Origin of the sequence: Streptomyces sp. MBT53 (assembly GCF_016654115.1) — a bacterium.
In the GTDB taxonomy this organism is placed as follows: domain Bacteria; phylum Actinomycetota; class Actinomycetes; order Streptomycetales; family Streptomycetaceae; genus Streptomyces.
Genome location: NZ_JAEQAZ010000042.1, coordinates 14,733 through 38,627, shown reverse-complemented (window position 1 = coordinate 38,627; position 23,895 = coordinate 14,733). Strand labels below are relative to the sequence as shown.

Sequence of the window (23,895 nt, the reverse complement as noted above, 5' to 3'; positions counted from 1 at the left end):
CAATGCTCAGCCCCATCAGGGTCTCAGACCGAGGCCAAAGTACACACGTCCGGCCCTTCCGGGGCACCCCTGTGCGTCAGCGGCGCCCGATGCTGCGCACACTGGCCAGGGTGAGGATTCCGAGGCCGGCCAGGGCGGCGAGGGCACCGATCAGCTCTGCGGTCGAGGACATGGAACCTCCAGGGGGCGGGCGGGAGCGGGGTTTTGTCATATAGACACGGAGTCGCCACTCCCGACGGAATCCGCAACTCCACTCGTCACCGATTTCACCCGTGAGGCAGATGAGAGGCAGATGACATGGCTCAGGCAGGTGGCGAGTAGAGGATCGCCTGTTCGAAGGCCTACGATCCTCTGTTGTGTCCAAACTGACCGACGTGCCCAAGCGCATCCTCATCGGGCGCGCACTGCGCAGCGACCGGTTGGGCGAAACGCTCCTGCCGAAGCGCATCGCACTCCCCGTCTTCGCTTCCGACCCGCTGTCCTCCGTCGCGTACGCGCCCGGCGAGGTGCTGCTGGTCCTCTCCATCGCGGGCGTGTCGGCCTACCACTTCAGCCCCTGGATCGCGCTCGCGGTCGTGGTGCTGATGTTCACCGTGGTCGCCTCCTACCGACAGAACGTCCACGCCTACCCCAGCGGCGGCGGCGACTACGAGGTGGCCACCACCAACCTCGGCCCCAAGGCCGGCCTCACCGTCGCCAGCGCCCTGCTGGTCGACTACGTCCTCACGGTCGCCGTCTCGATCGCCTCCGGCATCGAGAACCTCGGCTCGGCGATCCCCTTCGTGGTCGAGCACAAGGTGATCTGCGCGGTCGCCGTAGTGGTGCTGTTGACCCTGATGAACCTGCGCGGGGTGAAGGAGTCCGGCTCGCTGTTCGCGATCCCGACGTACGTCTTCGTCGCGGGCGTCTTCGTCATGATCGCGTGGGGCGCCTTCCGCGGACTCGTCCTCGGCGACACCATGCGCGCCCCGACCGCGAGTTACCACATCAAGGCCGAGCACCAGGGCCTCGCGGGCTTCGCGCTGGTCTTCCTGATGCTGCGCGCCTTCTCCTCCGGCTGTGCCGCCCTCACCGGCGTCGAGGCGATCTCCAACGGCGTCCCCGCCTTCCGCAAGCCCAAGTCGAAGAACGCGGCGACCACCCTCGCGGCGATGGGTCTGCTGGCCGTCACCATGTTCTGCGGGATCATCGCGCTGGCCATGACGACCAAGGTCCGCATGGCCGAGAATCCCGCCACCGACCTCCTCCACAACGGCGTCGCGATCGGCTCTGGCTATGTCCAGAACCCGGTCATCTCCCAGGTCGCCGAGGCGGTGTTCGGCAAGGGCAGCTTCCTGTTCGTCGTGCTCGCCGCGGCGACAGCGCTGGTCCTGTTCCTGGCCGCCAACACGGCGTACAACGGCTTCCCGCTCCTCGGCTCGATCCTCGCCCAGGACCGCTACCTCCCGCGTCAGCTGCACACCCGCGGCGACCGCCTGGCCTTCTCCAACGGCATCGTGCTGCTCGCCAGCACCGCCACCCTGCTGATCGCGATCTACGGCGCCGACTCGACCCGCCTGATCCAGCTCTACATCGTGGGCGTGTTCGTCTCCTTCACCCTCAGCCAGACCGGCATGGTCCGGCACTGGAACCGCCACCTCGCCACCGAGAAGGACCCGGCCAAGCGCCGTCACATGGTCCGCTCGCGCGCGATCAACACGTTCGGCGCGTTCTTCACGGGTCTCGTCCTGGTCGTCGTCCTGGTCACGAAGTTCACGCACGGCGCCTGGGTGGCGCTGCTCGGCATGTGCATCTTCTACGCCACGATGACCGCGATCCGTAAGCACTACGACCGGGTCGCCGAGGAGATCGCGGCCCCCGAGGGCCCCAGCGACGACAGCCTCCGCCCCTCCCGCGTCCACTCGGTCGTCCTGATCTCCAAGATCCACCGCCCGGCTCTACGGGCCCTGGCCTACGCCAAGCTGATGCGCTCGGACACGCTTGAGGCGCTCAGCGTCAACGTGGACCCGGCCGAGACCAAGGCGCTGCGCGAGGAGTGGGAGCGGCGCGGGATCGACGTGCCGCTGAAGGTGCTGGACTCGCCGTACCGGGAGATCACGCGCCCGATCATCGAGTACGTGAAGGGCCTGCGGAAGGAATCGCCGCGGGACGCCGTCTCCGTGATCATCCCCGAGTACGTCGTCGGCCACTGGTACGAGCACCTCCTCCACAACCAGAGCGCACTCCGACTGAAGGGCCGGCTGCTGTTCACGCCGGGTGTCATGGTGACGTCGGTGCCGTACCAGCTGGAGTCCTCCGAGGCGGCGAAGAACCGCGCCCGCAAGCGGCAGGAGTGGAGCGCGCCGGGTGCGGTGCGACGGGGGCCCGCGGAGGAGCGGCACAGGGAGTCCTCGGACACCAAGGGCTGAGCGCTTCGCGGCTCGCTTTGTAGCTCGATGTGTGGCTCGCTTTGTGGTGAACGGTCGGGCAGGGCCCACGTAGACTGGTGGGCTGTTGTCCGGCCGTTCCCCCTTTGACGTTGTGGAGTCACCCCGCCATGCAGGCAGAACCGAAGAAATCGCTGGTGGGGGAGGAGTACGAGGTCGAGGTGGGCCCCGTCGCCCATGGCGGGCACTGCATCGCCCGTACGGCCGAGGGCCAGGTGCTGTTCGTCCGGCACACACTGCCCGGTGAGCGCGTGATCGCGCGGGTCACCGACGGCGAGGAAGGCGCGCGGTTCCTGCGGGCCGACGCCGTGACGATCCTGGAGGAGTCCAAGGACCGCGTCGAGGCGCCCTGTCCCTACGCGGGCCCCGGCCGCTGCGGCGGCTGCGACTGGCAGCACGCCAAGCCCGGCGCCCAGCGCCGCCTCAAGGGCGAGGTCATCGCCGAGCAGCTGCAGCGGCTCGCGGGCCTCACACCCGAGGAGGCCGGCTGGGACGGCACGGTGATGCCGGCCGAGGGCGACAAGCTGCCCGCGGGACAGGTCCCGCAGTGGCGCACGCGCGTCCAGTACGCGGTCGACGTCGACGGCAACGCCGGTCTGCGCAAGCACCGTTCGCACGAGGTCGAGCCCGTCGAGCACTGCATGATCGCGGCGCCCGGGATCAGCGAGCTCGGCATCGAGGAGCGTGACTGGTCCGGCATGGCGTCGGTCGACGCGATCGCGGCGACGGGCTCCCAGGACCGCATGGTGATTCTGGAACCGCGTCCCGGCGCCCGCCTCCCCCTGGTCGAACTCGACCGCCCCGTCTCCGTCATGCGCGTCGAGGAGCACGACGGCGGCATCCACCGCGTCCACGGCCGCGCGTTCGTCCGCGAGCGGGCCGACGGCCGTACGTACCGGGTCGGCAGCGGCGGCTTCTGGCAGGTCCACCCGATGGCCGCGGACACCCTCGTCAAGGCCGTCATGCAGGGCCTGCTGCCGCGCAAGGGCGACATGGCGCTGGACCTGTACTGCGGCGTCGGCCTCTTCGCCGGCGCCCTCGCCGACCGCCTCGGCGACAAGGGCGCGGTCCTCGGCATCGAGTCCGGCAAGCGTGCCGTCGAGGACGCGCGGCACAACCTCGCCGGGTTCGAACGGGTGCGGATCGAGCAGGGCAAGGTCGAGAGCGTCCTCCCGAAGACGGGCATCAGCGAGGTCGACCTCATCGTCCTCGACCCGCCGCGCTCCGGAGCCGGCAAGAAGACCGTGGAGCACCTGTCGTCACTGGGGGCGCGGAAGATCGCGTATGTGGCGTGCGATCCGGCGGCGCTGGCCCGGGATCTGGGGTACTTCCGGGACGGGGGGTATCGGGTGCGGACTCTGCGGGCGTTCGATCTGTTTCCTATGACTCATCATGTGGAGTGCGTCGCGATCCTTGAACCGGTGGCCAAGGTGTCCTGACCTGGGGTTTTGCGCGTGCGCGGTATGTGACGCCAGAAGCGGTGTTCAGCCATGTGTGCGGAGTGCCCAACAGGGTCTTGGTCTCTGCACGCGAGTGGTCGATGGGGTTGCTGACAGGGGCGAATCTCGGTGACGTCATCAAGTTACGATCGGCGACGTGCGGAAGAGGACTCGGCCTCCTTTGATCCGATCCGGCGTCTGACGGCGCTGGTTGCCCCGCCCGCCCAGCGCGGGAACAGCGTCGACTGGTCTGTCGTGGCGGCCGAATACCCCCATGGTTTCCCGGACGATTACCGCGTATTCATGGACGTATACGGGCAGGGGGCTTTCGACGGCTTTCTGCTTGTGGAGCCGCCGGTCCAGGAGGTATATCCGCTCGACGCCAGTGCGACCGTCCGCGGTGAGACAGCCGACGCCCAGTACACGGCCGAGGAGACGGACTTCGATCGCCCTGAGCTGCTGATCGGATGGGGAACGACGGTGGACGCCGACCTGCTGTGCTGGTGGGGGGAGTCACCGGACCCCAACGCGTGGACCACGGTGGTCTGGCGCCGGCAATGGTTGTCCTGGGATCGGTTCGACTACGGCATGTCGGAGTTCCTCTGTCGTTACGCTGCGCGTGATCTGCCCGGGGTATGGACCTTCGACCTGCCGTACGACGGTTGCAGATTCGTGCACGACCGCGACGCGAAGCGGCTCCGCGCGCTGAAGATCGACCCCTGGGGGCCGGAACCGGTGGCGGGGACGTGAGGACTCTGAGCACCGACGACACATGAGGCTCGCACGAACGCTTCTGGGAGGGCTTCGGTCGGGCGAGGAAGTCGCCTCTGAACTGCATGTTCGCTGGAGCAGGCCACTCCGCACCGCGGTTTTGCGTGAAGGGGAGAGTGTCCGACCGGGCACCCTCCCCCCGTCACGAACCGCCTACCTCCTCATCGCGAAGTAAGCCCGCTGATCCGCCACAAGCCGTCGCTCGCGGTGTACGCGTCGCCCGATGCCGCCAGGGAGAAGCTGAAGGCGTTTATCCCGAGGAGGTTGGTGACGTGGGACTGGACTCCGGTGGTGGGGTTCACTCGCTTCACCTCGTCGCTCACCTGGAAGTAGACCAGGCCGTCGCCGCCGACCGAGATCGACGTGGGTTCGTAGGCCTCGCTTGCCAGGACCCGGGTTGCGCCGGTGGTCACGTTCGTCTGGAGGATGCGGCCCTGGCCCATGTCCGCGGTGTAGGCGAGGCCCGTCCTGTCGAAGGCGAGGCCGTAGGAGAAGCCGAGGCCTGTGGCCACCACGTGGGCGGTGCCGCCGTCCGGGACGGCGACGATCTCCCCGTTGCCGTCGGTGACGTAGGTCGTGGTGCCGAATCGTGCCACGCCGAAGAGGGAGGGCAGGCCGGCGGCCAGGGTGCGTCGGCTGCCGGTGGCGAGGGAGACCTGCTGGAGCGTGCCGTCGAAGTTGGTGATGTACGCGTTGCCGTCGGCGACGGCCACTCCGCGGAGGTTGCCCAGACCGGTCGTGACCGTGCTGAGCGCTTCACTGGCCAGGTCGAGCTTGAGCAGGTCGCTGCCCGAGTACGCCAGGTACACCGAGCCGGCGTTGTCGGGGGCGATGGCGACCGGGGAGCCGGCCGCCGGGGCGATCCGCACGCAGTCCGCGGACGGGCACTTGACGTCTCCCGTCGCGGCAACTGCCGGAGCGGCGAGGGTCATTGTCGCTCCCGACGCCAGCAACGCGCCGAGGGCCAGTGCCGCGCCCAGCGTGCGGGCCCGTCCGGTGAGCGAGCGGGTGGGACGGTCGAGCGGGGGTCGGGTCGCGGTCGTGGATCTCGTCATTGAGTCATCCGTTCCTGTCCGTCGACGATCGGTGGGCCCGCGGGATCGCCGCGGGCACTGCACCGGACACGTAGCCGGGGCACGGAGAGGTTCACCGAGACGGTCGCATCGGTCGCATCGGCCGGATACCGATTCAGGGGCGGGACGCTCGTGCGGTTTCCAGGATCTCGGCCAGTCTGAGGGTGTCGGCGAGGTAGCGGTCGTAGGGGAAGTCCTGTTCCTGCAGGCCGCGTCGGAGGGTGTCGGCGAGGGGTTTTCCGTTGGCGTGGTAGGTCGCGCGGCCGGTGGTGGTGAGTTCGACGAGGCGGCGTCGTGCGTGCTGCGGGTCGGGGGTGACGCGGACCAGGCCGTCCTCCTCCAGGGGGCGCAGGGCGCGGCTGATCGCCGGGTCGGAGACGCCCAGGGCCTGTGCGAGCCGGTGTTGGGTGGCCGGTTCCACGTCTTCGAGCGCGCCCAGCAGTCTGATCTGGCTGTAGCTGAGGCCGCCGTCGGGGTCGGTGTTCCGGCGGGCGAGATCGCCCAGCAGGGAGACCACGCGGTGCAGCAGGTCTGAGAGTCCGTCGTCCATTCGTGCAGCGTACCTCAATGTTGCAAAGTTAATATTAACCATGCAAGACTCGATGTCATGGACAACGCCTCGTACCTCGCGAAGACCGCACTCCCGATGCTCTGGCTGCTGGTGGCCGTCACCGGCGCACTGATCCGCACCCGGCACAGTCCCTCCCCGCAGGCCGGGCTGGAGACCTGGCAGCGGTGGTGGGCGATCGGCGCACTGGGCTGCGGAAGCCTGTGGATGACGGTCTCCTTCCTCGGGATCCCGGACACCATGGCCACCGCGATCGGCTTCCGGCGGACGCCGTTCGAGTTCGAGATCGCCTTCGCCAACCTCGGGCTCGCCGTCATGGGCCTGCGCGCCGCCTCGTCCTCGGCCACCGCCCGGGAACGCGTCACCATCGGCCTGGGGGCCGGAATGTTCCTCTGGGGCGCGGTGATCGGCCACCTCTACCAGTGGTTCGCCCACGGCGACCACGCCCCGGGCAACACCGGGGGAGTCCTGGTCTACGACCTGCTCATCCCCACCGTCATGATCGTCCTCGCCCGGCGCCAGCAGCGGTTCGCCGTGATCGAGCGGACGGGCGTACCGGCCCTCGCCTGAACGGCACCGCTCTACCTGGGCCCCCGCGTTGTGACAGGAACCGCCAGGCAGGTCCTAGCCCTGCCCGCCCGAAGGCTTCGGCCAGCTGTCGAGGAGCTGGTCGTCGGTCATGGCGGTCGGGTGCGGGGCCGGTGACGGATCGAGGCCGAAGCCCACCATCAGGGCCTCCGCGTAGCGACGCCAGGCGTCCGGAGCGACCTCGTTCGTGCGGTCGGCCACGGCGCCGATCATGTAGAGGAAGGCGTACACGTCGGCGCTGGCGAAGTCCTCGCGGACCGCGCCCGCCGCCACCGCCCGGGCCACCAGACCGTCCACGAGCCGGCCGAGCTGGTCACGCGTCCGGGCGGTCGTCCCCTTGGTGAAGTCGGCGTTGGCCAGGACGACTTCGAGGGCGCGGTCCTCGGCCCGCAGCCGCGCCGCCGCCAGCAGATAGTGCCGTAGCGCCCCGGCCGGGTCCCGCTGCTCCGCGGCCGTGGTCGCGAGGTGCAGGAACACCGTGAACCGCTCGGTGAACAGGGCGTCGATCAGTGCCTGGAGGTCCGGGAAGCGCCGGTACACCGTGCCGACGCCGAGGCCCGCCTCGCGGGCGATCTCGTTGAGGGGGACGGTGGTCCCGCGTCGGGCGAACAGGCGGTCGGCCGTCGTCATGATCAGGCGGCGGTTGCGTTCCGCGTCCGCGCGCAGCGGGCGTTGTGTTTCGGGGCTCACGCCGGGACATTCTCCGGCATCCTCGCCCCGACCGGTCGGCGCAGGTGCCGTACCAGGACGCAGACGCCGGTGACGGCGCTCCACAGCAGCCACGAGTAGACCCCGCCCCGCTCGAAGATCCCGGCCGTGCTCGTGGAGGCCCCCACGAACGCCTCGCTGAGCAGTCCCAGGGCGCCGACCGTGATGCTGAACACCCGGTAGGCGTACGGCAGTTGGAGGCTCCGCAGGGAGCCCGCGAGGATCACGACCGTGTTCGCGCACAGGATGGCGACCGCCGCGCCCCCGACATGCAGCGCCAGGCTGTAGCCCGGGCCGTCCGGGGAGCCGTGGAACAGGCCGACCAGCACGAAGCCCACCGCGTGCGCCGCGGCGAGGGTGATGACGACCCGGCGTGCGCGGCCGGTGAGCAGGGCGAGCGCCAGCAGGATCGCGCCGGTCGCGAACAGGACGCCCTGCGCGATGAACGACGTGTTCATCAGCGCGTGATCGGGCGAGCAGATGGTGCGGCCCTGGTAGTGCGTGCCGCATTCGGGGACGCCCAGGTCGCTGATGTAGTTCGTGGCGTAGCTGTACGGCGGTGAGGTCCAGGCGGCCGCGGCGACCGCCTCGGACACCACCCACTGCACCGCGTTCAGCAGCAGGACGGCCGCCGCCAGTGGCAGCCGGTTCTTGCGTGACATCACGACTCCTCTCGATAGGTCAGGCGCACCACCCTACATTAAGTGGATAGATCTATCCGGTTAGGGATCGGTCGTCACGTGACGAGCGTCACAAAGCGAGGTTCGAACTTCGGGGGCCGCCGCGCATCTAGTCGGCGTCCACTCCACTCCACCGAGGAACAATCAATGTTGGCTTATCTGCCCGGATTCGCCCCCTGGATCGTCGCGGGCGTCCTCTCGTCCTTCGACTGGCGCTGGGGCGCGCTCGGCGGTCTCGTCACGGGGCTGCTGATGATGCTCAACGACCGGCGCCGCGGGGTCGGCTTCGACGCCCTGGTCCTGGAGATCAGCACCCTCGCCTACTTCGTGGTGATCGGCGCCGTCTCCGTCGCGAAGCCGGACTCCTCCCTGTCCGGCCAGACCGACGTCATCTCCTTCGTCTGGCTGGGCGGCACCGCCTGGGGCAGCCTGCTGCTCCGCAGCCCCTTCACGCTGGGGATCGCCAAGCGCCAGACCCCCCGCGAGTACTGGGACATGCCGGAGTTCGTCCAGGTCAACAACCTCATCACCAGCGCCTGGGGAGTCGGCTTCACCTTCATCGCCGTCAGCCTGGCCGTCTCGAACGCGGTGGACGCCCCGGCCTGGGTGGGCATCACCGCCCATGTCGTCGGCCTGGTCGCCCCCGCCGTCTTCACGAAGGTCTATCCCGCCCGCGTCCAGGCCAGGTTCATGGCCCTGGCGCAGGCCCGACCGCCGGTGCGGGCCGTTCAGTGACCCCGCGGACCAGCACCGAAGCACCCACCCCACAAAGGAGTTGACGCATGGTGAGCATCGCGAAGAACATCGTCCTCGTGCACGGCGGATTCGTCGACGGATCCGGCTGGCGGGGCGTCCACGACGCACTCCGCGCCGACGGCTACCGCGTGAGCGTCGTCCAGAACCCCACGCTGTCCCTCGAGGACGACGTCGCCGTGACCAAACGGGTCCTCGACGCCCAGGACGGCCCGACGGTACTCGTCGGACACTCCTACGGCGGCGCCGTGATCTCCGAGGCCGGGAACCACGAGAACGTGTCGGCGCTCGTCTACATCGCGGCCTTCGCGCCCGACAAGGGCGAGTCCGTGAACACCCTCATCGCCGACCCGCCGCCCGGGGCCCCGGTCCCGCCGATCCTGCCGCCCGTCGACGGCTTCCTCTTCCTCGACCGGGAGAAGTTCGCCGCGTCCTTCGCCGGGGACCTGCCCGAGGCCGACGCCCGGTTCCTCGCCGACTCCCAAGTCCCGTGGGGACTGGACGCGTTGGGCGGCGCGGTCAACCGGCCCGCGTGGCGTAGCAAGCCGAGCCACTACCTCGTCGCCACCGACGACCGCATGATCCCGCCGCCCGCCCAGCGGGCCATGGCCGAGCGCGCCGGGGCCACGGTCGCCGAGACCGGCGGCAGCCACGCCGTGTACGTGTCCAAGCCCGCCGAGGTCGCCGCGTTCATCGGGAAGGCGGCGACCGGCACCACCGCGTGAGGCCTCCGCGCAGGCAGTCGTGGCGGCCGTGGTGCTCAGCGCGGCCGTCGCAACCGCGGCGGCGGACGCCCCGCAGATGTCCGCCGCCGCGGCCAACTCCCGCCCGGACCAACGCGGTTCGGGTGCACTGCTCGACAAGGAAAGCACCGATGACCGACGAGACCACCACTCCGCTGTATCTCCGGGGCCGCTTCGCCCCGGTCCCCGAGGAGCACACCGCCGCGCGGCTCACCGTGCGCGGTACCCTGCCGCCCGAGCTGGACGGCCGCTATCTGCGCAACGGCCCCAACCCGCTGCCCGGCGAGGACAAGGGCCACTGGTTCACCGGCCCCGGCATGCTGCACGGCATCCGGCTGCGTGAGGGCCGCGCCGAGTGGTACCGCAACAGGTGGGTCCGGACAAGGGAGTTGGAGGGGCACCCGTTCGTCCGCGAGGACTTCAGCATCGACCTGGCCGCGACTCCGGCCAACACCCATGTGATCCGGCACGCCGACACCGTGCTCGCGCTGTGCGAGGTCGGCCTGCCCTACTGGGTCACACCGGAGCTGGACACCATCGGGCCGTACGACTTCGGCGGGAAGCTCACCACCGCGATGACCGCGCACCCCAAGGAGGACCCGGTCACCGGTGAACTCCACCTGTTCGGGACCGGGTTCGCGCCGCCGTACCTCACCTACCACCGGGTCACCCCGGAGGGCGAGCTGCTCGACAGCAGGCCGATCGACGTGCCGGGGCCGACGATGATGCACGACTTCGCGATCACCGAGCACCACATCGTGTGGATGGACCTGCCCGTGGTCTTCGACGCCGAACTGGCGGGGCGCGGCGGCATGCCGTACCGCTGGGCCGAGGCGTACGGCGCCCGGATCGGGATCATGTCGCGCGAGCCCGGTGTCACCGAGGTGCGCTGGTTCGACGTCGATCCCTGCTACGTCTTCCATGTGGGCAACGCCTACGAGGACGCGCAGGGCCGGGTGGTGCTGGACGCGGTGCGCTACGACGACGCCGGGTTCCGGAAGGTCTGGGGCGACATCGGCGGACCCACCGGCCAGGGCACCCCCGGCGTCCCGAACGGGCAGGTCGGGGTGCGGGAACCCGGCCACACCCAGGCGCCCTCCGTGCTGTACCGGTGGATCCTCGACCCGGTGGCCGGCCGGGTCTTCGAGTCCCAACTCGACGACCGCGAGGCCGAGTTCCCCACCCACAACGAGACCCTCACCGGTCGCCCGAACCGCTACCTCTACACCGTCAACGGCGACGGCATCGCCAAGCACGACCTCGCGCGCAGGACCGACGACGTCCACAAGACGCCCGGCAGCCGCTACTCCGGCGAGGCCGTCTTCGTACCGGCCGCCGACGGCACGAACGAGGACGAGGGCTGGCTCCTGTCGCTCCTCTCGGACGACGACGGCGCGGCGGGCGAACTCCTCGTCCTCGACGCCGCGGACCTCTCGGTGCAGGCGGTCGTGGAACTGCCGTACCCGGTCCCGTCCGGCTTCCACGGCAGCTGGCTGCCCGAGGCCGGCAGCCGGTCCGAGGACTGAGAACGCCCTTGCCGAGGAGCCGCTCCGGCGTATCTTCCTCGGCAAGGGCCCCTCGACCCGATGCGCGAGGCCCTGGCAGCACACCGTTCGCGATGCGTCGTCATGGAGGCTTCGGACTCATGGTGCCCCTCAACCACCCCACGGACGAGGAACTCACCCGCAGGGCCCAGGCGGGCGACTCCGGTGCCCTGGGACTTCTGCTGACACGCCATCAGGCGCCCATGCGCGCCGTCGCGTTGAGCCTGCTCGGCTACGGCCCCGACGCCGAGGACGCCGTACAGGATGCCGCGCTGACCGCGCTGCGGCGCATCGGTGACGTGCGGGAGCCGGCGGCCGTGGGGGCGTGGCTGCGGGCGATCGTACGGAACTCCGCGCGGATGCGGCTGCGGGCCAACCGGGAGCTGCCCGGGCTCGACGGGCTGGAGCAGCTGCGGCTGCGGGACGACGAGCCGTCGCACCCCGAGCGGCTGATCGAGCAGCACGCGATGCGGGACTGGATCTGGGACGCGGTGGAGGAACTGCCGCAGCAGCAGCGGCTGGTGCTGATGCTGCGGCACTTCAGCGGGATCACCTCGTACCAGGAGATCGCCGAGGCCTGCGAGGTGCCGGTCGGCACCGTGCGCAGCCGGCTCAACCAGGCCAGGGCGAAGATGGCCAAGGTGCTGCTGTCCACCCGGACGCAGGGCCACGAGGACGCCGCCGCGATCACCGAGGACAGCCGGCAGGAGGCCGAGGTCACCCTGGACGGTGCCATGCGTGGTCAACTGCCCGGCGAGATCCTGGAGTTGTGGCCGGCCGAGACCGAACTGGTCGGCGTCCTCAACAAGGAGGGCGGACGCGTCCACCCCTTCCCCGCCATGCAGGAGACCCGCACCAAGGGCGTGACCCAGCATCTGCTCCATGTCGTGGCCAGCCGCGACATCGCCATCTGGGAGATGGAGGCCGTCAACCCCACCGGTATCTCCAACCCCTGCCCGCCCAGCCTCGCCTGGCTGATGTTCCGCGAGGACGGGCGGGTGCGGAAGCTCCGGGTGGTCTTCCCGGGGAAGCCGTCAGGCGGCGCCCAGCAGCCCTCGTAGCGCCGCCGTGTCGATGACCTGGGACCGGGACGGGAACACCTTCTCGACCAGGACCCGGTGGGTCTCGGCGTCGGGGTCGGCGACGCCGTCGGACAGGACGAGGACGCGGTAGTCGCGGTCGGCGGCGTCCATGACGGTGGACAGGACGACACCGCTGGTGCTGATCCCGGCGAGCACCAGGGTGTCGATGCCGCGGTCGTCCAGCTGCTGGTGGAGATCGGTGGTGGAGGCGGAGCCGTAGCGGATCTTGCGGACGACGACGTCGCCGTCCTCGGGGGTGAGTCGCTCGTCGATCTGGGTCGAGGCGTCCTCGTGGTGCAGCATCTTCGCCCCGGCGACGCCGCTGAAGGTCGGGTTGTGCTCGGGGACGGCCGTCCAGTCGTCCTCGGTGAAGGCGACGCGGACGTAGCCGATGGTGCCGCCGGCCGCGCGGACGTCGGCGATGGAGTCCTTGACCCGCTCGACGAGGGCGTCGGAGTCGGGCACGGCGGGGACGATCCCGTTCTGGAAGTCCATGACCAGCAGGGCGGTCCGCGCGGGGTCGATCGTGGGGAGGGGGGTGGTGCTCACGAGGGGTTCTCCTTGGTGGGGTTTTCCATATGTGCGGGGGAGTTGGTCGTGTCGCGGCCCATCAGGCGGCGGTCCAGGACGGTCAGCAGGAGGACCACGACGCCCGCCCCGACCAGGACGAGGCCGAGGATGTGCAGGCCGTGGTCGCTCGCGCCGTCGCGGAAGACGATCCCGCCGATCACGGCGGACGTGATGGTGCCGAGGTAGCCGAAGGTGCGGAACAGCCCGGAGGCGGTGCCGATCTGGTCGGGCGGCGCGGCGAGGTACAGGGCCGTCTGGTTGCCCACGGTCGTGGCGGCCGAGGTGACGCCGAAGACCAACGACACCAGCACGAGCGCGACGGCCGGGCTGTCCGAGGTGAGCAGCATGATCCCGGCCGAGCCGATCAGCATGGTCACCGCCGAGGCGATCAGCGGGCCGCGCACCAGATTGCGGCTGGCCAGCGGGCGCGAGAGCAGCGCGGAGACGGCTCCCATCGGCAGCAGCAGAAGTCCCGCCGTCACCGTGGAGTACCCGTGCGCGGCCTCCATCCACTGCGTCATGCCGTACATCACCGAGTAGGTGCCGAGCAGGGTGAGCCCCTGGCGCAGATAGGTGCGGGTGAGGGCGCCGTTGGCGGCGAGGCCGCGGAAGTCGAAGAACGGTGCCGTCCTGCGCAGCTCCCACCGGACGGTGGGGACGGCGGTCAGCGCGAAGACGGCGAGGGCGATCCAGTCGAGCCGGGGGAGGGCCGTCAGGAAGATGACCAGCGCGCTCATCGTCACGGCGAAACCGAGGATGCCGAGCAGGTCGATCCGGTCGGCGACCCTGCGGAACCGCCGGTCCGCGCGGTCGAGCACCGGGTCCTTGGGCAGCCAGCGCACCGCCATCGCCATCGCCATCGCGGTGACCGGGATGTTGATCAGGAACGCCCAGCGCCAGCCGGCCGCGCCGACCAGCAGCCCGCCGATCGGCGGTCCGACGGCGGCGGTGGCCATGCCCGCGATCGCGATCCCGCCGAGCACCCCGCCCGGCGGCCCGTCGAGACCGGCGTCCTCGGCGCGGCGCCGGATCAGCACCATCGCGCAGGGGAACGCGGCCGAGGTCCCGATGCCGACCAGGACACGGGCGACGGTCAGCATCGCCAGGTTCTGGCCGAGACCGCCGACGACACCGCCGAGCAGCACCAGCACGATCCCGGCCAGGAAGATCCGGCGCGCCCCGAGCACCTCCGCCAGCTTGCCCGCGGTGGGCTGCGCTATCGCGCTGGCCAGATACAGCGAGGAGACCAGTACGGCGGTGCTGCCGACCGAGACATGCAGCTCGGTGGCGATCGGCACCAGCGCGGTCGCGATGATGGAGCTGTTGACCGGGTTCAGGCTCGCGCCCACATAGAGCGGGGTCGTGAAGGTCCAGGCGAACGGCTTGCGCGCGAGGTCGCGCGCCGCGACGGCTTTGGTGGCGTCGGCGCTCATATGCGGCCGTCGTCCAGCTCGGCCCCGGCCAGACGCTCCAGCAGCTCGATGGCCTTGTCCACGTCCTTCCGCTCCTCCGGGGCTACCAACTGGTCGATGGCCCTGGCCAGGAAGGTGGCGCGGCCCCGCAGCAGCTTGTCGATCAGCTCGGCGGCGGACGGATCGGCACTCATCAGCTTCTTGCGGCCGTCCCGCGCGTCGGGCTCGCTGTGCACCAGCCCGGCGGCCTTCAGCACGGCCAGGCTCTGCGCGATGGACTGCGCGCTGACCCGCTCCAGCGCGGCCAGCCGCGCCGCCGTGACGGGCCCTTCCCGTACGACGCTCCCCAGCACGGCGAGCTGCGTGGGCGTGAGACCGGTCGCGTGCTGCCCCGACTCGGTCCGCAGCCGTGCCCGCAGCCGGATGATCGCGTCGCTGAGCCGCTGCGCGGTGGCGACGGTCGGTTGCGGCCCGGGGTTCGTGTTCATGACCCCACCGTAAAACTGCACAAGTAACTTCGCCAAGTTACTTGTGCAGTTTGGACTGTCTACTGGATCACATGTCTGCGGGATCACATCCCCGACCGCGCGCCGAAGAAGCCGCTCAGCTTCTCGACGGCGGGCGTGACGTACTCGTCCCGGTCATAGAGATCCACGTGCGAGGCACCCTCGACCCAGACCAACTCCTTGTCCCCATAAGCCTTTTGATACGCCTCCACACTCATCCAGGACGTCACGGCAGCTCGCCCGGCGATCAGCAGCACGGGACGCGGCGCGGCCAGTCCGAGGGACGAGAACGCGTCGAAGCCGGCGATGCGGTCGACGCTCGACCAGGTCAGGGACTTCGCCGAGCGGGGGTGCCGCGCGCGCGGAGTGCAGTAGTACTCCCAGCCCTCGTGGACATGCGGGCCGCCCGCCCGCGCCTCCTCCTCGGTGGCCGGGAAGAGAGGGAAGCGCTCGACGCCCGTACCCCGCGCCTCCGCCGCCGCGGCCAGCAGACCCCGTACGACGGCCGGGTCCTGCCCGCCGTCCGCACCGAGCCGGAACTGCCGCGAGATGTCGACAGCGCTCACCGTGGCCACCGCCCGAATACGCGGGTCGGTCGCGGCAGCCGCCAGGGCGTACCCACCGGAGGCACAGATGCCCAGCACCCCGATGCGATCGGGGTCCACCCCGTCCAGGCTGCCGAGGAAGGAGACCGCGGCCTTCAGGTCCTCGACCCGCTGGCCCGGGTCCTCCAGGCCGCGCGGCTCTCCCTCACTCTCACCCTGATACGCGGCGTCGAAAGCGAGCGCGACGAACCCCCGCTCGGCCAGCCGCCGCGCGTACAGCCCGGCGGCCTGCTCCTTCACCCCACCACCGGGATGACCGACCACGATCGCGGCCTGCGGAACCCCGGCCGGGCGGTACAGATGACCGGCGAGCTTCAGACCGGCACTGGGAAAGACGACGTCACTACGCATGGGGAGCACTCCAGTCGGAGAGGAGGGAAGCCGTTCTACGGCCATGCCCCCACCGTCGGCCCGCCCGCCCCGGTGCCACCAGGGACGGCTCTGCCTATGCGGTTCTGTACCAGGCACGCGCACGCGGCCCCGACGACACTGGAGGCATGACAGACCCCGACGCGTCCCTCTCCGGCAACGAACTGGGCGACTTCCTGCGCGCCCGCCGCGCGGAACGCGACCCGCACGAGGCGGGCTTCCCCGACGACGGCCGGCTGCGCCGGGTACCCGGGCTGCGCCGGGAGGAACTGGCCCACCTCGCGCACGTGAGCGTCGACTACGTGGTCCGCCTGGAACAGGGCCGCACCCGCCGGGGCTCCCGCGCGGTCCTGGACGCGCTCGCCGACGCCCTGCACCTCGCACCGGACGAGCGCGCCTACCTCTTCACCCTGGCCGAGGTCGCCCCCGGCCCGCTCGCCCGCCCGGCCGGACGCCCCGAAGTGGCGCCCCGGCTACGGCAGTTGCTGGACACGATGCACGACGTCCCGGCGATGGTGCTGCACCGGGGCATGGACGTACTCGCCTGGAACCGCGCGGCCTCGGCACTCCTCACCGACTTCGGCGCGCTGCCCCCGGCCGAGCGCAACCTGATCCGGCTCACCTTCCTCGACGCCGACTTCCGCGCGCTGTACGCCGACTGGCCCCGGGCCGCCCGCGAGTGCGTCGCCGTCCTGCGCATGGAGGCGGGCCGCACCCCGCAGGACCCCGCGCTGACCGCCCTCGTCGCCGAACTCGGCGCCCGCGACCCGGACTTCCGTACCTGGTGGGCCGGCCACCAGGTGCGCGGACCGCGGCAGCTCACCAAGACGTACGTCCATCCGGTCGCCGGTGAACTCACCCTCGACGTCCAGCAGTTCACCGTCGACACCCACCCCGAGCAGCTGCTCGTCGCCTACACCGCGCCGCCGGACTCGGCCTCGCAGGAGGCGCTGCGGTTCCTGTTGCAGTGGGCGGGCCTCAGCAGCACTCAGGCGGGGTGAGCGTTCAGCTGCGGCGTGCCCGCCACCCCCGTACTGCCCGGAAGGGGCGTACGGGCGGGCCGTTCGGCCAGCACGTCGAGGATGTTGTCCACCGCCAGGTCGACCATCGCCGCCCGGGTCGCCTCGGTGGCCGATCCGATGTGGGGGAGCGCGATCACGTTCGGCTCGGCCACCAGCGGGGACAACTCCCGCCCCATCGGCTCGCGTTCGAAGACGTCGAGCCCGGCGGAGTGCAGCCGTCCCTCGCGCACCGCGTCGAGCAGCGCCGCCTCGTCCACGACTCCGCCGCGCGAGGTGCTGACCAGTGTGGCCGTGGGCTTCATCGCGGCGAGCTCGCGGGCCGAGATCAGATGGCGGGTCTCCTCGGTGAGTGGTACGTGCAGCGACACGACATCGGCGTCGGCCAGCAGCGCGGCCAGGCCGACCGAGGTCGAGAGGTCGTCGTCGGGGGCGTACGGGTCGTGGTGGATCACCCGCATCCCGAAACCGTGCGCCCGGCGGGCCACCGCGCGGCCGATCTGGCCGTAGCCGATCAGGCCGAGGGTGGCGCCGTGGACGTCCAGGCCGAGGTAGTCGTGCATGCGGAACAGTCCCCAGGAGCCCTCCGCGAGGCTCGCCCCGGCCGCGCCGAGCCTGCGGCGGGCGGCGAGGATCAGCGCGAAGGTGAGGTCGGCGGTGGTCTCCGCGAGGACGCGGGGCGTGTGGGTGACGACGATGCCGCGTTCCGCGGCGGCGGCCCGGTCGACGTTGTCGAAGCCCATGCTGGCCAGGGCGATCACGCGCAGCGAGGGGCCCGCCGCGTCCATCAGGGCGGCGTCGACCGGGTCGTTGCCGAGGGCCAGTACGCCGCTCACCCCGGGGGCGAGGCCGGCGAGGTCGGCGGGTCCGGGCTTGTCGGCGCCGGGCCAGGCCACCAGTTCCGCGCTCTCGGAGAGACGGTCCAGACCTCGGCCGGGCAGGTTCTCACGGGTGGCGAGGACACGCTTCTTCATGTGATTCTCCAGTGACGAGCCGTGTATTACCGACCGGGCGAACGATTTCGAAGGGGTTGCCAAGACATTTCGAAAAAAGCTAGCCCCGGCGGTCACCGGAAACAAATAACGGATTTGTGTGACGCTATTGGTCGTCCTTATTCTTGTCGCTGTCGATCAGCTCCAGGAAGAGATCGTGCACGGCCAGCGCGGGTTCCGAGAGCGGCTGATTGTCCGAGGTGACCACGGACAGTTTCACCGTGGTGACGGGATCCACGATCCGTCGTACGGACAGGGCGCGGACATCGAGAATGGCGCGGGCGGCCGACCACGGCAGGACCGTCGCGCCGAGGCCCGCGTCCACCGCGTTGACGAGGGTCAGCGCCGACTCCACCTCGCCCACCACGTTCAGCCGCAGCGACGCCTGCTGGAAGGCCGCGTCCACCACCTGCCGGATCGTGTGGATCCGGCTGGGCAACAGCAGCGGCAGATCCGCCAGTTCCGCGAGCCGCACCTCGCCCCGCCCCTGTGGCGCCGTGTCACCGGGCGCCTCGATCAGGAAGAGATCCTCGGTACGGACGGGCTCGAACTGCACACCCCGCAGCGGCCCGGCGCCGTAGATGAACGCCATGTCCATCCGGCCCGTCATGATCGCCTCGCTGATCACCCCGCCGAAGTTCTCGTTGATGTGCAGCAGGATGTCCGGGTAGCGCTCGCGCACGCTCTTGAGCAGCGGCAACGCGAGGGCCGCGCCCAGGCTGTACGGCGCAAGGCCCACCGACACGCTGCCCGCGGGCGCGCGGCCGGAGACGTCCACGGCCGCCTGCGCGAGGTCCACCTGCCGCAGGATGAGCTGGGCGTGCCGGTACAGCGCACGGCCCGCCTCGGTCGGGGCGACCCCACGCTTGCTGCGGATCAGCAGCTGCTGCCCGAACTGCGCCTCCAGAGCGGACAGTTGCTGGCTCAGCGCCGGCTGGGCGATGTGCAGGATGTCGGCCGCGCGCGTGATGCTCCCCGCGTCGATGATCTTGATGAACGAGTAGAGACGTCTGGTGTCCATGCGCGGGGCCTTCCGGGTGGAGCGAAGCCTCATCGTAGGGAGGGATCATCCCGAAGCACAGCCCCGGTGAGCGGCGGGTGTGAGGGGAGTCATAGCGGTTCGCGATAACGCCAGACCGAACGGATATTGGCGATCACGCGACGGGCGGAATAAGTTGTGCGGAACATCCAGGGCATCCCCATACCGGAATTACCCTCCCGCGGAATTCCCTTTCTCGGAGTTCCCCGTTCCCGCATTCTCTCCCGGAGGACGTCATGACCCCCATGGTTGATCTCGTCGCCGATCTCGGCGAGGGATTCGGCGCCTACACGATGGGCGACGACGCGGCCCTGCTGGAGATGCTCACCTCCGCCAATGTGGCCTGCGGATTCCACGCCGGCGATCCCCGCATCATGGACGCGACCGTGCGGACCTGTGTGGAGAAGCAGGTCGCCGTGGGCGCCCACCCCAGCTTCCCCGACCTGGTCGGCTTCGGCCGCCGTGCGATGGACCTCACCCCGGACGAGGTCCGCACCGACGTGCTCTACCAGATCGGCGCCCTCCAGGCCTTCGCCGTCGCCCACGGCACCCGGGTGCACCACATCGCCCCGCACGGCCGCCTCGGCAACCTGGTCGCCGTCCGCGCCGACTACGCCCGCGCCGTCGTCGACGCCGTGGCCGCCCTCGACGAGTCGCTGTTCGTCCTCGCGCAGGACGGCGAACTCGCCGACGCGGCCCGCGCCCGCGGCCTGCGGGTCGGCATCGTGGGCATCGCCGACCGCGCCTACCGCGCCGACGGCACCCTCGTCCCGCGCTCCGAACCCGGCGCGGTGATCCACGACCCGGACGAGGTCGCCCGCCGCACCCTGCGCATGGTCACCGAGGGCGTCATCCGCAGCGCCGACGGCACGGACGTCCAAGTCGCCTGCGACACCGTCCTGTTGCACGGCGACAGCCCCGGCGCCATCGCCCTGGCCGGCCGCATCCGCGAGCAACTCCTCGCCGCGGGCGTCGAGATCACCTCGCTGGACAAGGTCCTGACCGGCAAGGGCGCCTGACATGAACGGCAATGTGGCGATCACCGACTGCGGCGACTCCGCCCTCGTCGCCAGGGCCGTCGGCCTGGACGCCGAACCCGCCTGGCGGCTCGTCCACGCCCTCGCCGACGCCCTGAACGCCGTACAACTCACCGGTGTTCACGACGTGGTGCCCACCTACGACGCCCTCCTCGTCGAGTTCGACTGCGCCACCACCGACCATGCCACCGTCCGCCGAGTCCTGGCCCACGAGGCGGCCCGCCTCGGCCCGCACCCCGCGCCGACCACACCCCCGCGCCGCTTCGTGGTCCCCGTCGTCTACGGCGGCGAGCACGGACCGGACCTGCCGGAGGTCGCCGCCCAACTCGGCCTGTCCGAGGGCGAGATCGTCGCCCTGCACTCCGGTACCGACCTCACCGTCCGCTGCCTCGGCGCACCCGCCGGAGCCCCCATGACGGACGGCCCGCCCTTCCCGAAACCGGTACCGCGCCTCGCATCGCCCCGCACCCGCGTCGACGCCGGTTCCGTCGCGGTCGCCGGACGACAGGCGGTCATCTGCCCGATGCCGTCACCCGGCGGCTGGCCCCTCCTGGGCCGCACCCCGGTACGCGTCCTCGACCTGCACAGCGACCCGATCACCGCGTACCGCCCCGGCGACACGTTCCGTTTCGTGTCCATAGAGCCCCAACAGTGGGACGAATACGCGGACTTGGCCCTGGGGGACTGCGCGGATGCACCGGACCTGGTGGTCGGCCATGGCTGACACCCTCACCATCCGCACCGCCGGTCTCGTCACCGTGCAGGATCTCGGCCGCGTCGGCCGCTCCCGCTACGGCCTGCCCGCCAACGGTGCCGCCGACCAGCACTCGGCACGCGTCGCCAACGTCCTGTGCGGCAACGACGACCGCGCCCCGCTGCTGGAGATCACGGCCCTCGACTTCGCGTGCGTTCCGTCCGGCGACATCCTGATCGCGGTGACGGGCGCCCCCGCAGACGTCACCGTCGAAGGTGTCGTACGACCGCAGTGGGAACCGGTCCCGGTCCGGGCCGGCGAAACCGTCCGCGTCACCGGCATCCGCCAGGGCCTCCGCGTCTACCTGGCCGTACTCGGCTCGTTCAAGGCGGACTTCCTCCAGGGCAGCTGCGCCCCCGACACGATCCTGGGCTTCGCCCCGCCCCTGCGCGCAGGCGACGAACTCGCCCTGCGCACGGCCTGCCCGCCCATAGACCACCCCTTCTCGCGGATACCGCTCTTCCGCCTGAACGCACCCGTCCCCCCGTTCCCCACCAGCTGGACCATCGACGTCACCGACGGCCCCGACCGGGCCGAGTTCGGCGACACGGGCCGGCGCCTGTTCGACGCCCCCTTCACGGTCACCCCGAGAAGCAACCACATCGGCCTGCGCCTCCAGGGGGCGGTACCCCGCCGAGTCACGAAGGGCGAGGTGCTCTCCCGGGGCGTCCCCATCGGGGCGGTGGAGGTACCCGCAGGCGACGAACTCCTCGTCCTCCACCGAGGCCGCGGAGTCACGGCCGGCTACCCCGTCCTGGCCGTGGTCACCGCCACCGGCCTGTCCGCCCTCGGCCAGGTCCGCCCCGGCCAGACCATCCACTTCCGCCACCGCACCCTCGACCAGGCGATCACGGCCCACCGCGCACAGCGCCAGGCGATCGACGCCCTGAGAACGAGGGTGCGCACAGCCTTCGAGGCACTGCGTATCCAACACGGGTCAGCCCTAAAGGGGCGCGGGGAACTGCGCGCCCAGCCCCAACCGACCCGCACGCCACACCAAACCGCAACTAACGCCTGAAGAAACCCACCCGCACCCGCTCACCCGCTGAAGCATCCCCCGCCTGCTGCCAACGCTCAGACAGGAGAAGCCATGAGTACCGTGGCCGCTCAACCCGTCCCCAACACGGTCGACCCCAGAACCGCCCGCAAGGTCACCCTCGCGGGCTGCGTAGGAATCTTCGCCGAGCTCTACGACAACGGCATCTTCGGCTTCATGGCCGGATCCCTCGCCGCCGTCTTCTTCCCCGGCTCCGACAACGCCGTCCAGCTCGTCTTCCTCGGCTACGCCGTCTCCTTCTTCTTCCGCCCGCTCGGCGCGGTGATCTGCGGCCACCTCGGCGACCGCATCGGCCGCCAGCGGATGCTGGTCTTCGTCATCCTCCTCATCAGCGCCGCGACCGCGGCGATCGGAGTACTGCCGAGCTACGCCAGCATCGGCGTGGCCGCCCCCGCCCTGCTGATCCTGCTCCGCGTCGCCCAGGGCTTCTCCGTCGGCGGCGAGGCCTCCGGCGCGATGAGCTTCCTCGCCGAGCACGCCCCCGAGGGCAAGCGCGGGCTCTACACCAGCTACGCGCAGATCGCCTCGTTCCTCGCCCTGCTCACCGGCACGCTCGTCGCCGCCGCGATGACCAGCGGACTCGGCAACGACCGTATGGAGTCGTGGGGTTGGCGCATCCCGTTCCTGCTCGCCGTGCCGCTCGGCATCGCCGGCATCTACATCCGCAAGCGCATCAGCGACACCCCCAACTTCACGCGCCTGAAAGAAGAGGACGGCCTCTCCAAGAACCCGCTCAAGGAGGCCTTCGCGTCCGCCGAGCACCGCCGCGCGATGCTGCTCGCCCTGTTCATCCCCCTGATGAACGGCTCCGGTTACTACGTCCTGTTCAGCTACATGCCCACCTTCATGAGCAGCGAGCTGAACTTCAGCAAGGTGCAGGGCCTCCTCGTCACCGCCTCCAGCCTGGTCGCGATCTGTATCGCCATCCCCTACATGGGCCGCCTCTCCGACCGCGTCGGCCGCAAGAAGGTCCTCGCCGGAGCCGCCGTCGGGATGGCGATCGTCGGCATCCCCTGCTACCTGCTGATCGGCACCGGCAACGTCGGCCTCGCCGTGATCGGCGCCTGCGTCATGGCAGTTGTGTTCGCCGGCCACACGGGCGTCATCCACATCCTCCTCGTCGAACTCTTCCCGACCCGGGTGCGCTACTCCGCCTACGGCCTCGGCTACAACGTCTCCTCCGCCCTCTTCGGCGGCACGGCCCCGCTCCTGATGACGTACCTCATCGACCGCACGGGCAACGTCAACATGCCGGCCTTCTACGCCGTGATCACGGCCCTGGGCACGCTCCTCGCCGTGTCCAAGGTGAAGGACCGCGCGCACCTGCCCCTGCGCGACGCCTGACAGCCCCACGGACTCCCCGCACCCGCACGTCCGTCGCACCCCCCACCCCGCACAACAAGGAGCACCTCAGCATGCCCATCTCCGACTACAGGACGGCCCTCGTCACCGGAGCGTCGACCGGCATCGGAGCCGTGGTCGTCGAACGGCTCGCCAAGCGCGGCCTCGAAGTACACGCCGTGGCCCGCAACGCCGACCGGCTCAACACCCTTGCGGACGAGACCGGTTGCATCCCCCACGCCGTCGACATCACCGACACCGAGGCGCTCACCGCCGTCCTCGACGGCCTGGAGATCGACGTCCTCGTCAACAACGCGGGCGTCTCCCGCACCGGCAACATCCTCACCGCCGACGAGTTCGCCGTCGACGAGCAGATCGCCGTCAACATCCAGGCCGTCCTGCACCTGGTCCGCCTGCTGATGCCCGGCATGGTCGAGCGCGACCTCGGCCACATCGTCAACATCAGCTCCATCGCCGGGGTCTACAACTTCGGCGGCAACACGATCTACCACGCCACCAAGGCCGCCGTGCACACCCTCTCCCGCCAGCTCCGCGTCGACGGCTACGGCCGCCGGGTCCGCGTCAGCGAGATCTGCCCCGGCCGGGTGGAGACGGAGATCTTCGGCCGCCTCCTCGGCGACATGGAGGCCGCCCAGCGCGAGTTCTACGACGGCTACGAGTCCCTGAAGCCCGAGGACATCGCCGACGCCATCGAGTTCGCCGTCGACGCGCCCCGGCACGTCAACATCGGCCACATCGAGATCCTGCCCACCTTCCAGGTGCCCGGCGGTCTCAACTTCGAGCGCAGGGAGGGCTGAT

24 protein-coding genes are annotated in these 23,895 nt (G+C 70.4%); 14 read left to right on the top strand and 10 right to left on the bottom strand.

Features of this window, described 5'->3' with window-relative positions; all coding sequences use genetic code 11:
• Positions 1 to 356 precede the first annotated feature (356 nt).
• The 3 genes from JHN45_RS17645 (at position 357) to JHN45_RS17635 (ending at position 4,615) form a co-directional block, all read left to right on the top strand.
• Positions 357 to 2,408, top strand: coding sequence for an APC family permease (locus JHN45_RS17645; RefSeq protein ID WP_201049685.1), 2,052 nt, complete (start codon positions 357 to 359; stop codon positions 2,406 to 2,408).
• A 128-nt stretch (positions 2,409 to 2,536) separates the two neighbouring features.
• The gene (locus JHN45_RS17640) at positions 2,537 to 3,865 is read left to right on the top strand and encodes a class I SAM-dependent RNA methyltransferase (RefSeq protein ID WP_200717449.1); all 1,329 of its coding nucleotides are present in this window, start codon (positions 2,537 to 2,539) and stop codon (positions 3,863 to 3,865) included.
• Positions 3,866 to 3,994: 129 nt separating this feature from the next.
• Positions 3,995 to 4,615: a hypothetical protein gene (locus JHN45_RS17635; protein WP_201049684.1), complete on the top strand. Its 621-nt coding sequence runs from the start codon at positions 3,995 to 3,997 to the stop codon at positions 4,613 to 4,615.
• Positions 4,616 to 4,797: 182 nt separating this feature from the next.
• Here the strand turns inward: JHN45_RS17635 and JHN45_RS17630 are convergent, their stop codons facing one another.
• Both JHN45_RS17630 and JHN45_RS17625 read right to left on the bottom strand, forming a co-directional pair.
• A complete protein-coding gene (locus JHN45_RS17630; protein ID WP_236583781.1) occupies positions 4,798 to 5,691 on the bottom strand; it encodes a hypothetical protein in 894 nt (297 codons plus the stop codon).
• Between the two features lie 133 nt (positions 5,692 to 5,824).
• On the bottom strand, positions 5,825 to 6,259 hold the full coding sequence (locus JHN45_RS17625) for a MarR family winged helix-turn-helix transcriptional regulator (protein WP_201049683.1): 435 nt from the start codon (positions 6,257 to 6,259) through the stop codon (positions 5,825 to 5,827).
• 57 nt (positions 6,260 to 6,316) lie between these two features.
• Here JHN45_RS17625 and JHN45_RS17620 point away from each other — a divergent pair, with 57 nt between their 5' ends.
• On the top strand, positions 6,317 to 6,847 hold the full coding sequence (locus JHN45_RS17620) for a DUF6790 family protein (protein ID WP_201049682.1): 531 nt from the start codon (positions 6,317 to 6,319) through the stop codon (positions 6,845 to 6,847).
• A 54-nt stretch (positions 6,848 to 6,901) separates the two neighbouring features.
• Here JHN45_RS17620 and JHN45_RS17615 read toward each other — a convergent pair whose 3' ends face one another.
• Positions 6,902 to 7,555, bottom strand: coding sequence for a helix-turn-helix domain-containing protein (locus tag JHN45_RS17615; RefSeq protein ID WP_307783124.1), 654 nt, complete (start codon positions 7,553 to 7,555; stop codon positions 6,902 to 6,904).
• Positions 7,552 to 8,235, bottom strand: a complete 684-nt coding sequence (locus tag JHN45_RS17610) for a DUF998 domain-containing protein (protein ID WP_201049681.1) — start codon at positions 8,233 to 8,235, stop codon at positions 7,552 to 7,554. Before JHN45_RS17610 ends, JHN45_RS17615 begins: the two co-directional genes overlap by 4 nt.
• Positions 8,236 to 8,400: 165 nt before the next feature.
• Here JHN45_RS17610 and JHN45_RS17605 point away from each other — a divergent pair, with 165 nt between their 5' ends.
• The 4 genes from JHN45_RS17605 (at position 8,401) to JHN45_RS17590 (ending at position 12,354) form a co-directional block, all read left to right on the top strand.
• Positions 8,401 to 8,988 (top strand): hypothetical protein, encoded by a 588-nt coding sequence (locus JHN45_RS17605; RefSeq protein WP_201049680.1) that lies wholly within the window; start codon positions 8,401 to 8,403, stop codon positions 8,986 to 8,988.
• A 50-nt stretch (positions 8,989 to 9,038) separates the two neighbouring features.
• On the top strand, positions 9,039 to 9,731 hold the full coding sequence (locus tag JHN45_RS17600; protein ID WP_201049690.1) for an alpha/beta fold hydrolase: 693 nt from the start codon (positions 9,039 to 9,041) through the stop codon (positions 9,729 to 9,731).
• A gap of 149 nt (positions 9,732 to 9,880) precedes the next feature.
• Entirely contained in the window at positions 9,881 to 11,275 is a 1,395-nt protein-coding gene (locus JHN45_RS17595; protein WP_201049679.1) for a carotenoid oxygenase family protein, read from the top strand.
• Positions 11,276 to 11,394: 119 nt separating this feature from the next.
• A complete protein-coding gene (locus tag JHN45_RS17590) occupies positions 11,395 to 12,354 on the top strand; it encodes an RNA polymerase sigma factor (RefSeq protein ID WP_201049678.1) in 960 nt (319 codons plus the stop codon).
• Here JHN45_RS17590 and JHN45_RS17585 read toward each other — a convergent pair.
• The 4 genes from JHN45_RS17585 to JHN45_RS17570 form a co-directional block, all read right to left on the bottom strand.
• A complete protein-coding gene (locus JHN45_RS17585; RefSeq protein ID WP_201049677.1) occupies positions 12,328 to 12,924 on the bottom strand; it encodes a cysteine hydrolase family protein in 597 nt (198 codons plus the stop codon). The genes JHN45_RS17590 and JHN45_RS17585 overlap by 27 nt on opposite strands.
• A complete protein-coding gene (locus tag JHN45_RS17580) occupies positions 12,921 to 14,378 on the bottom strand; it encodes an MFS transporter (protein WP_201049676.1) in 1,458 nt (485 codons plus the stop codon). The genes JHN45_RS17585 and JHN45_RS17580 overlap by 4 nt, the downstream gene beginning before the upstream one ends.
• Complete coding sequence (locus tag JHN45_RS17575) at positions 14,375 to 14,845, bottom strand: MarR family winged helix-turn-helix transcriptional regulator (RefSeq protein ID WP_200713637.1); 471 nt, start codon at positions 14,843 to 14,845, stop codon at positions 14,375 to 14,377. The genes JHN45_RS17580 and JHN45_RS17575 overlap by 4 nt, the downstream gene beginning before the upstream one ends.
• An 83-nt stretch (positions 14,846 to 14,928) precedes the next feature.
• On the bottom strand, positions 14,929 to 15,819 hold the full coding sequence (locus JHN45_RS17570; protein ID WP_201049675.1) for an alpha/beta hydrolase: 891 nt from the start codon (positions 15,817 to 15,819) through the stop codon (positions 14,929 to 14,931).
• Positions 15,820 to 15,965: 146 nt separating this feature from the next.
• Between JHN45_RS17570 and JHN45_RS17565 the strand changes: the two genes are divergently transcribed.
• Positions 15,966 to 16,838 carry a helix-turn-helix transcriptional regulator gene (locus JHN45_RS17565; protein WP_201049674.1) on the top strand — a complete coding sequence of 291 codons (873 nt, stop codon included), beginning with the start codon at positions 15,966 to 15,968 and terminating at the stop codon, positions 16,836 to 16,838.
• On the opposite strand, the gene JHN45_RS17560 is transcribed toward JHN45_RS17565, so the two are convergent.
• Positions 16,826 to 17,830: a D-glycerate dehydrogenase gene (locus tag JHN45_RS17560; protein ID WP_201049673.1), complete on the bottom strand. Its 1,005-nt coding sequence runs from the start codon at positions 17,828 to 17,830 to the stop codon at positions 16,826 to 16,828. The genes JHN45_RS17565 and JHN45_RS17560 overlap by 13 nt on opposite strands.
• Before the next feature lie 124 nt (positions 17,831 to 17,954).
• Positions 17,955 to 18,869, bottom strand: a complete 915-nt coding sequence (gene nac, locus JHN45_RS17555) for a nitrogen assimilation transcriptional regulator NAC (RefSeq protein WP_201049672.1) — start codon at positions 18,867 to 18,869, stop codon at positions 17,955 to 17,957.
• 254 nt (positions 18,870 to 19,123) lie between these two features.
• Here nac and JHN45_RS17550 point away from each other — a divergent pair, with 254 nt between their 5' ends.
• The 5 genes from JHN45_RS17550 to JHN45_RS17530 all read left to right on the top strand — a co-directional run bounded on the left by JHN45_RS17550 (position 19,124) and on the right by JHN45_RS17530 (position 23,894).
• Positions 19,124 to 19,906 carry a LamB/YcsF family protein gene (locus tag JHN45_RS17550; RefSeq protein ID WP_201049671.1) on the top strand — a complete coding sequence of 261 codons (783 nt, stop codon included), beginning with the start codon at positions 19,124 to 19,126 and terminating at the stop codon, positions 19,904 to 19,906.
• Between the two features lies 1 nt (position 19,907).
• Positions 19,908 to 20,648, top strand: a complete 741-nt coding sequence (locus tag JHN45_RS17545) for an allophanate hydrolase subunit 1 (protein ID WP_200713643.1) — start codon at positions 19,908 to 19,910, stop codon at positions 20,646 to 20,648.
• Entirely contained in the window at positions 20,641 to 21,696 is a 1,056-nt protein-coding gene (locus tag JHN45_RS17540; RefSeq protein WP_236583779.1) for a biotin-dependent carboxyltransferase family protein, read from the top strand. Before JHN45_RS17545 ends, JHN45_RS17540 begins: the two co-directional genes overlap by 8 nt.
• 72 nt (positions 21,697 to 21,768) lie before the next feature.
• Complete coding sequence (locus JHN45_RS17535) at positions 21,769 to 23,079, top strand: MFS transporter (protein WP_201049670.1); 1,311 nt, start codon at positions 21,769 to 21,771, stop codon at positions 23,077 to 23,079.
• Between the two features lie 71 nt (positions 23,080 to 23,150).
• Entirely contained in the window at positions 23,151 to 23,894 is a 744-nt protein-coding gene (locus JHN45_RS17530; protein WP_200713645.1) for an SDR family oxidoreductase, read from the top strand.
• Position 23,895: the final 1 nt, after the last annotated feature.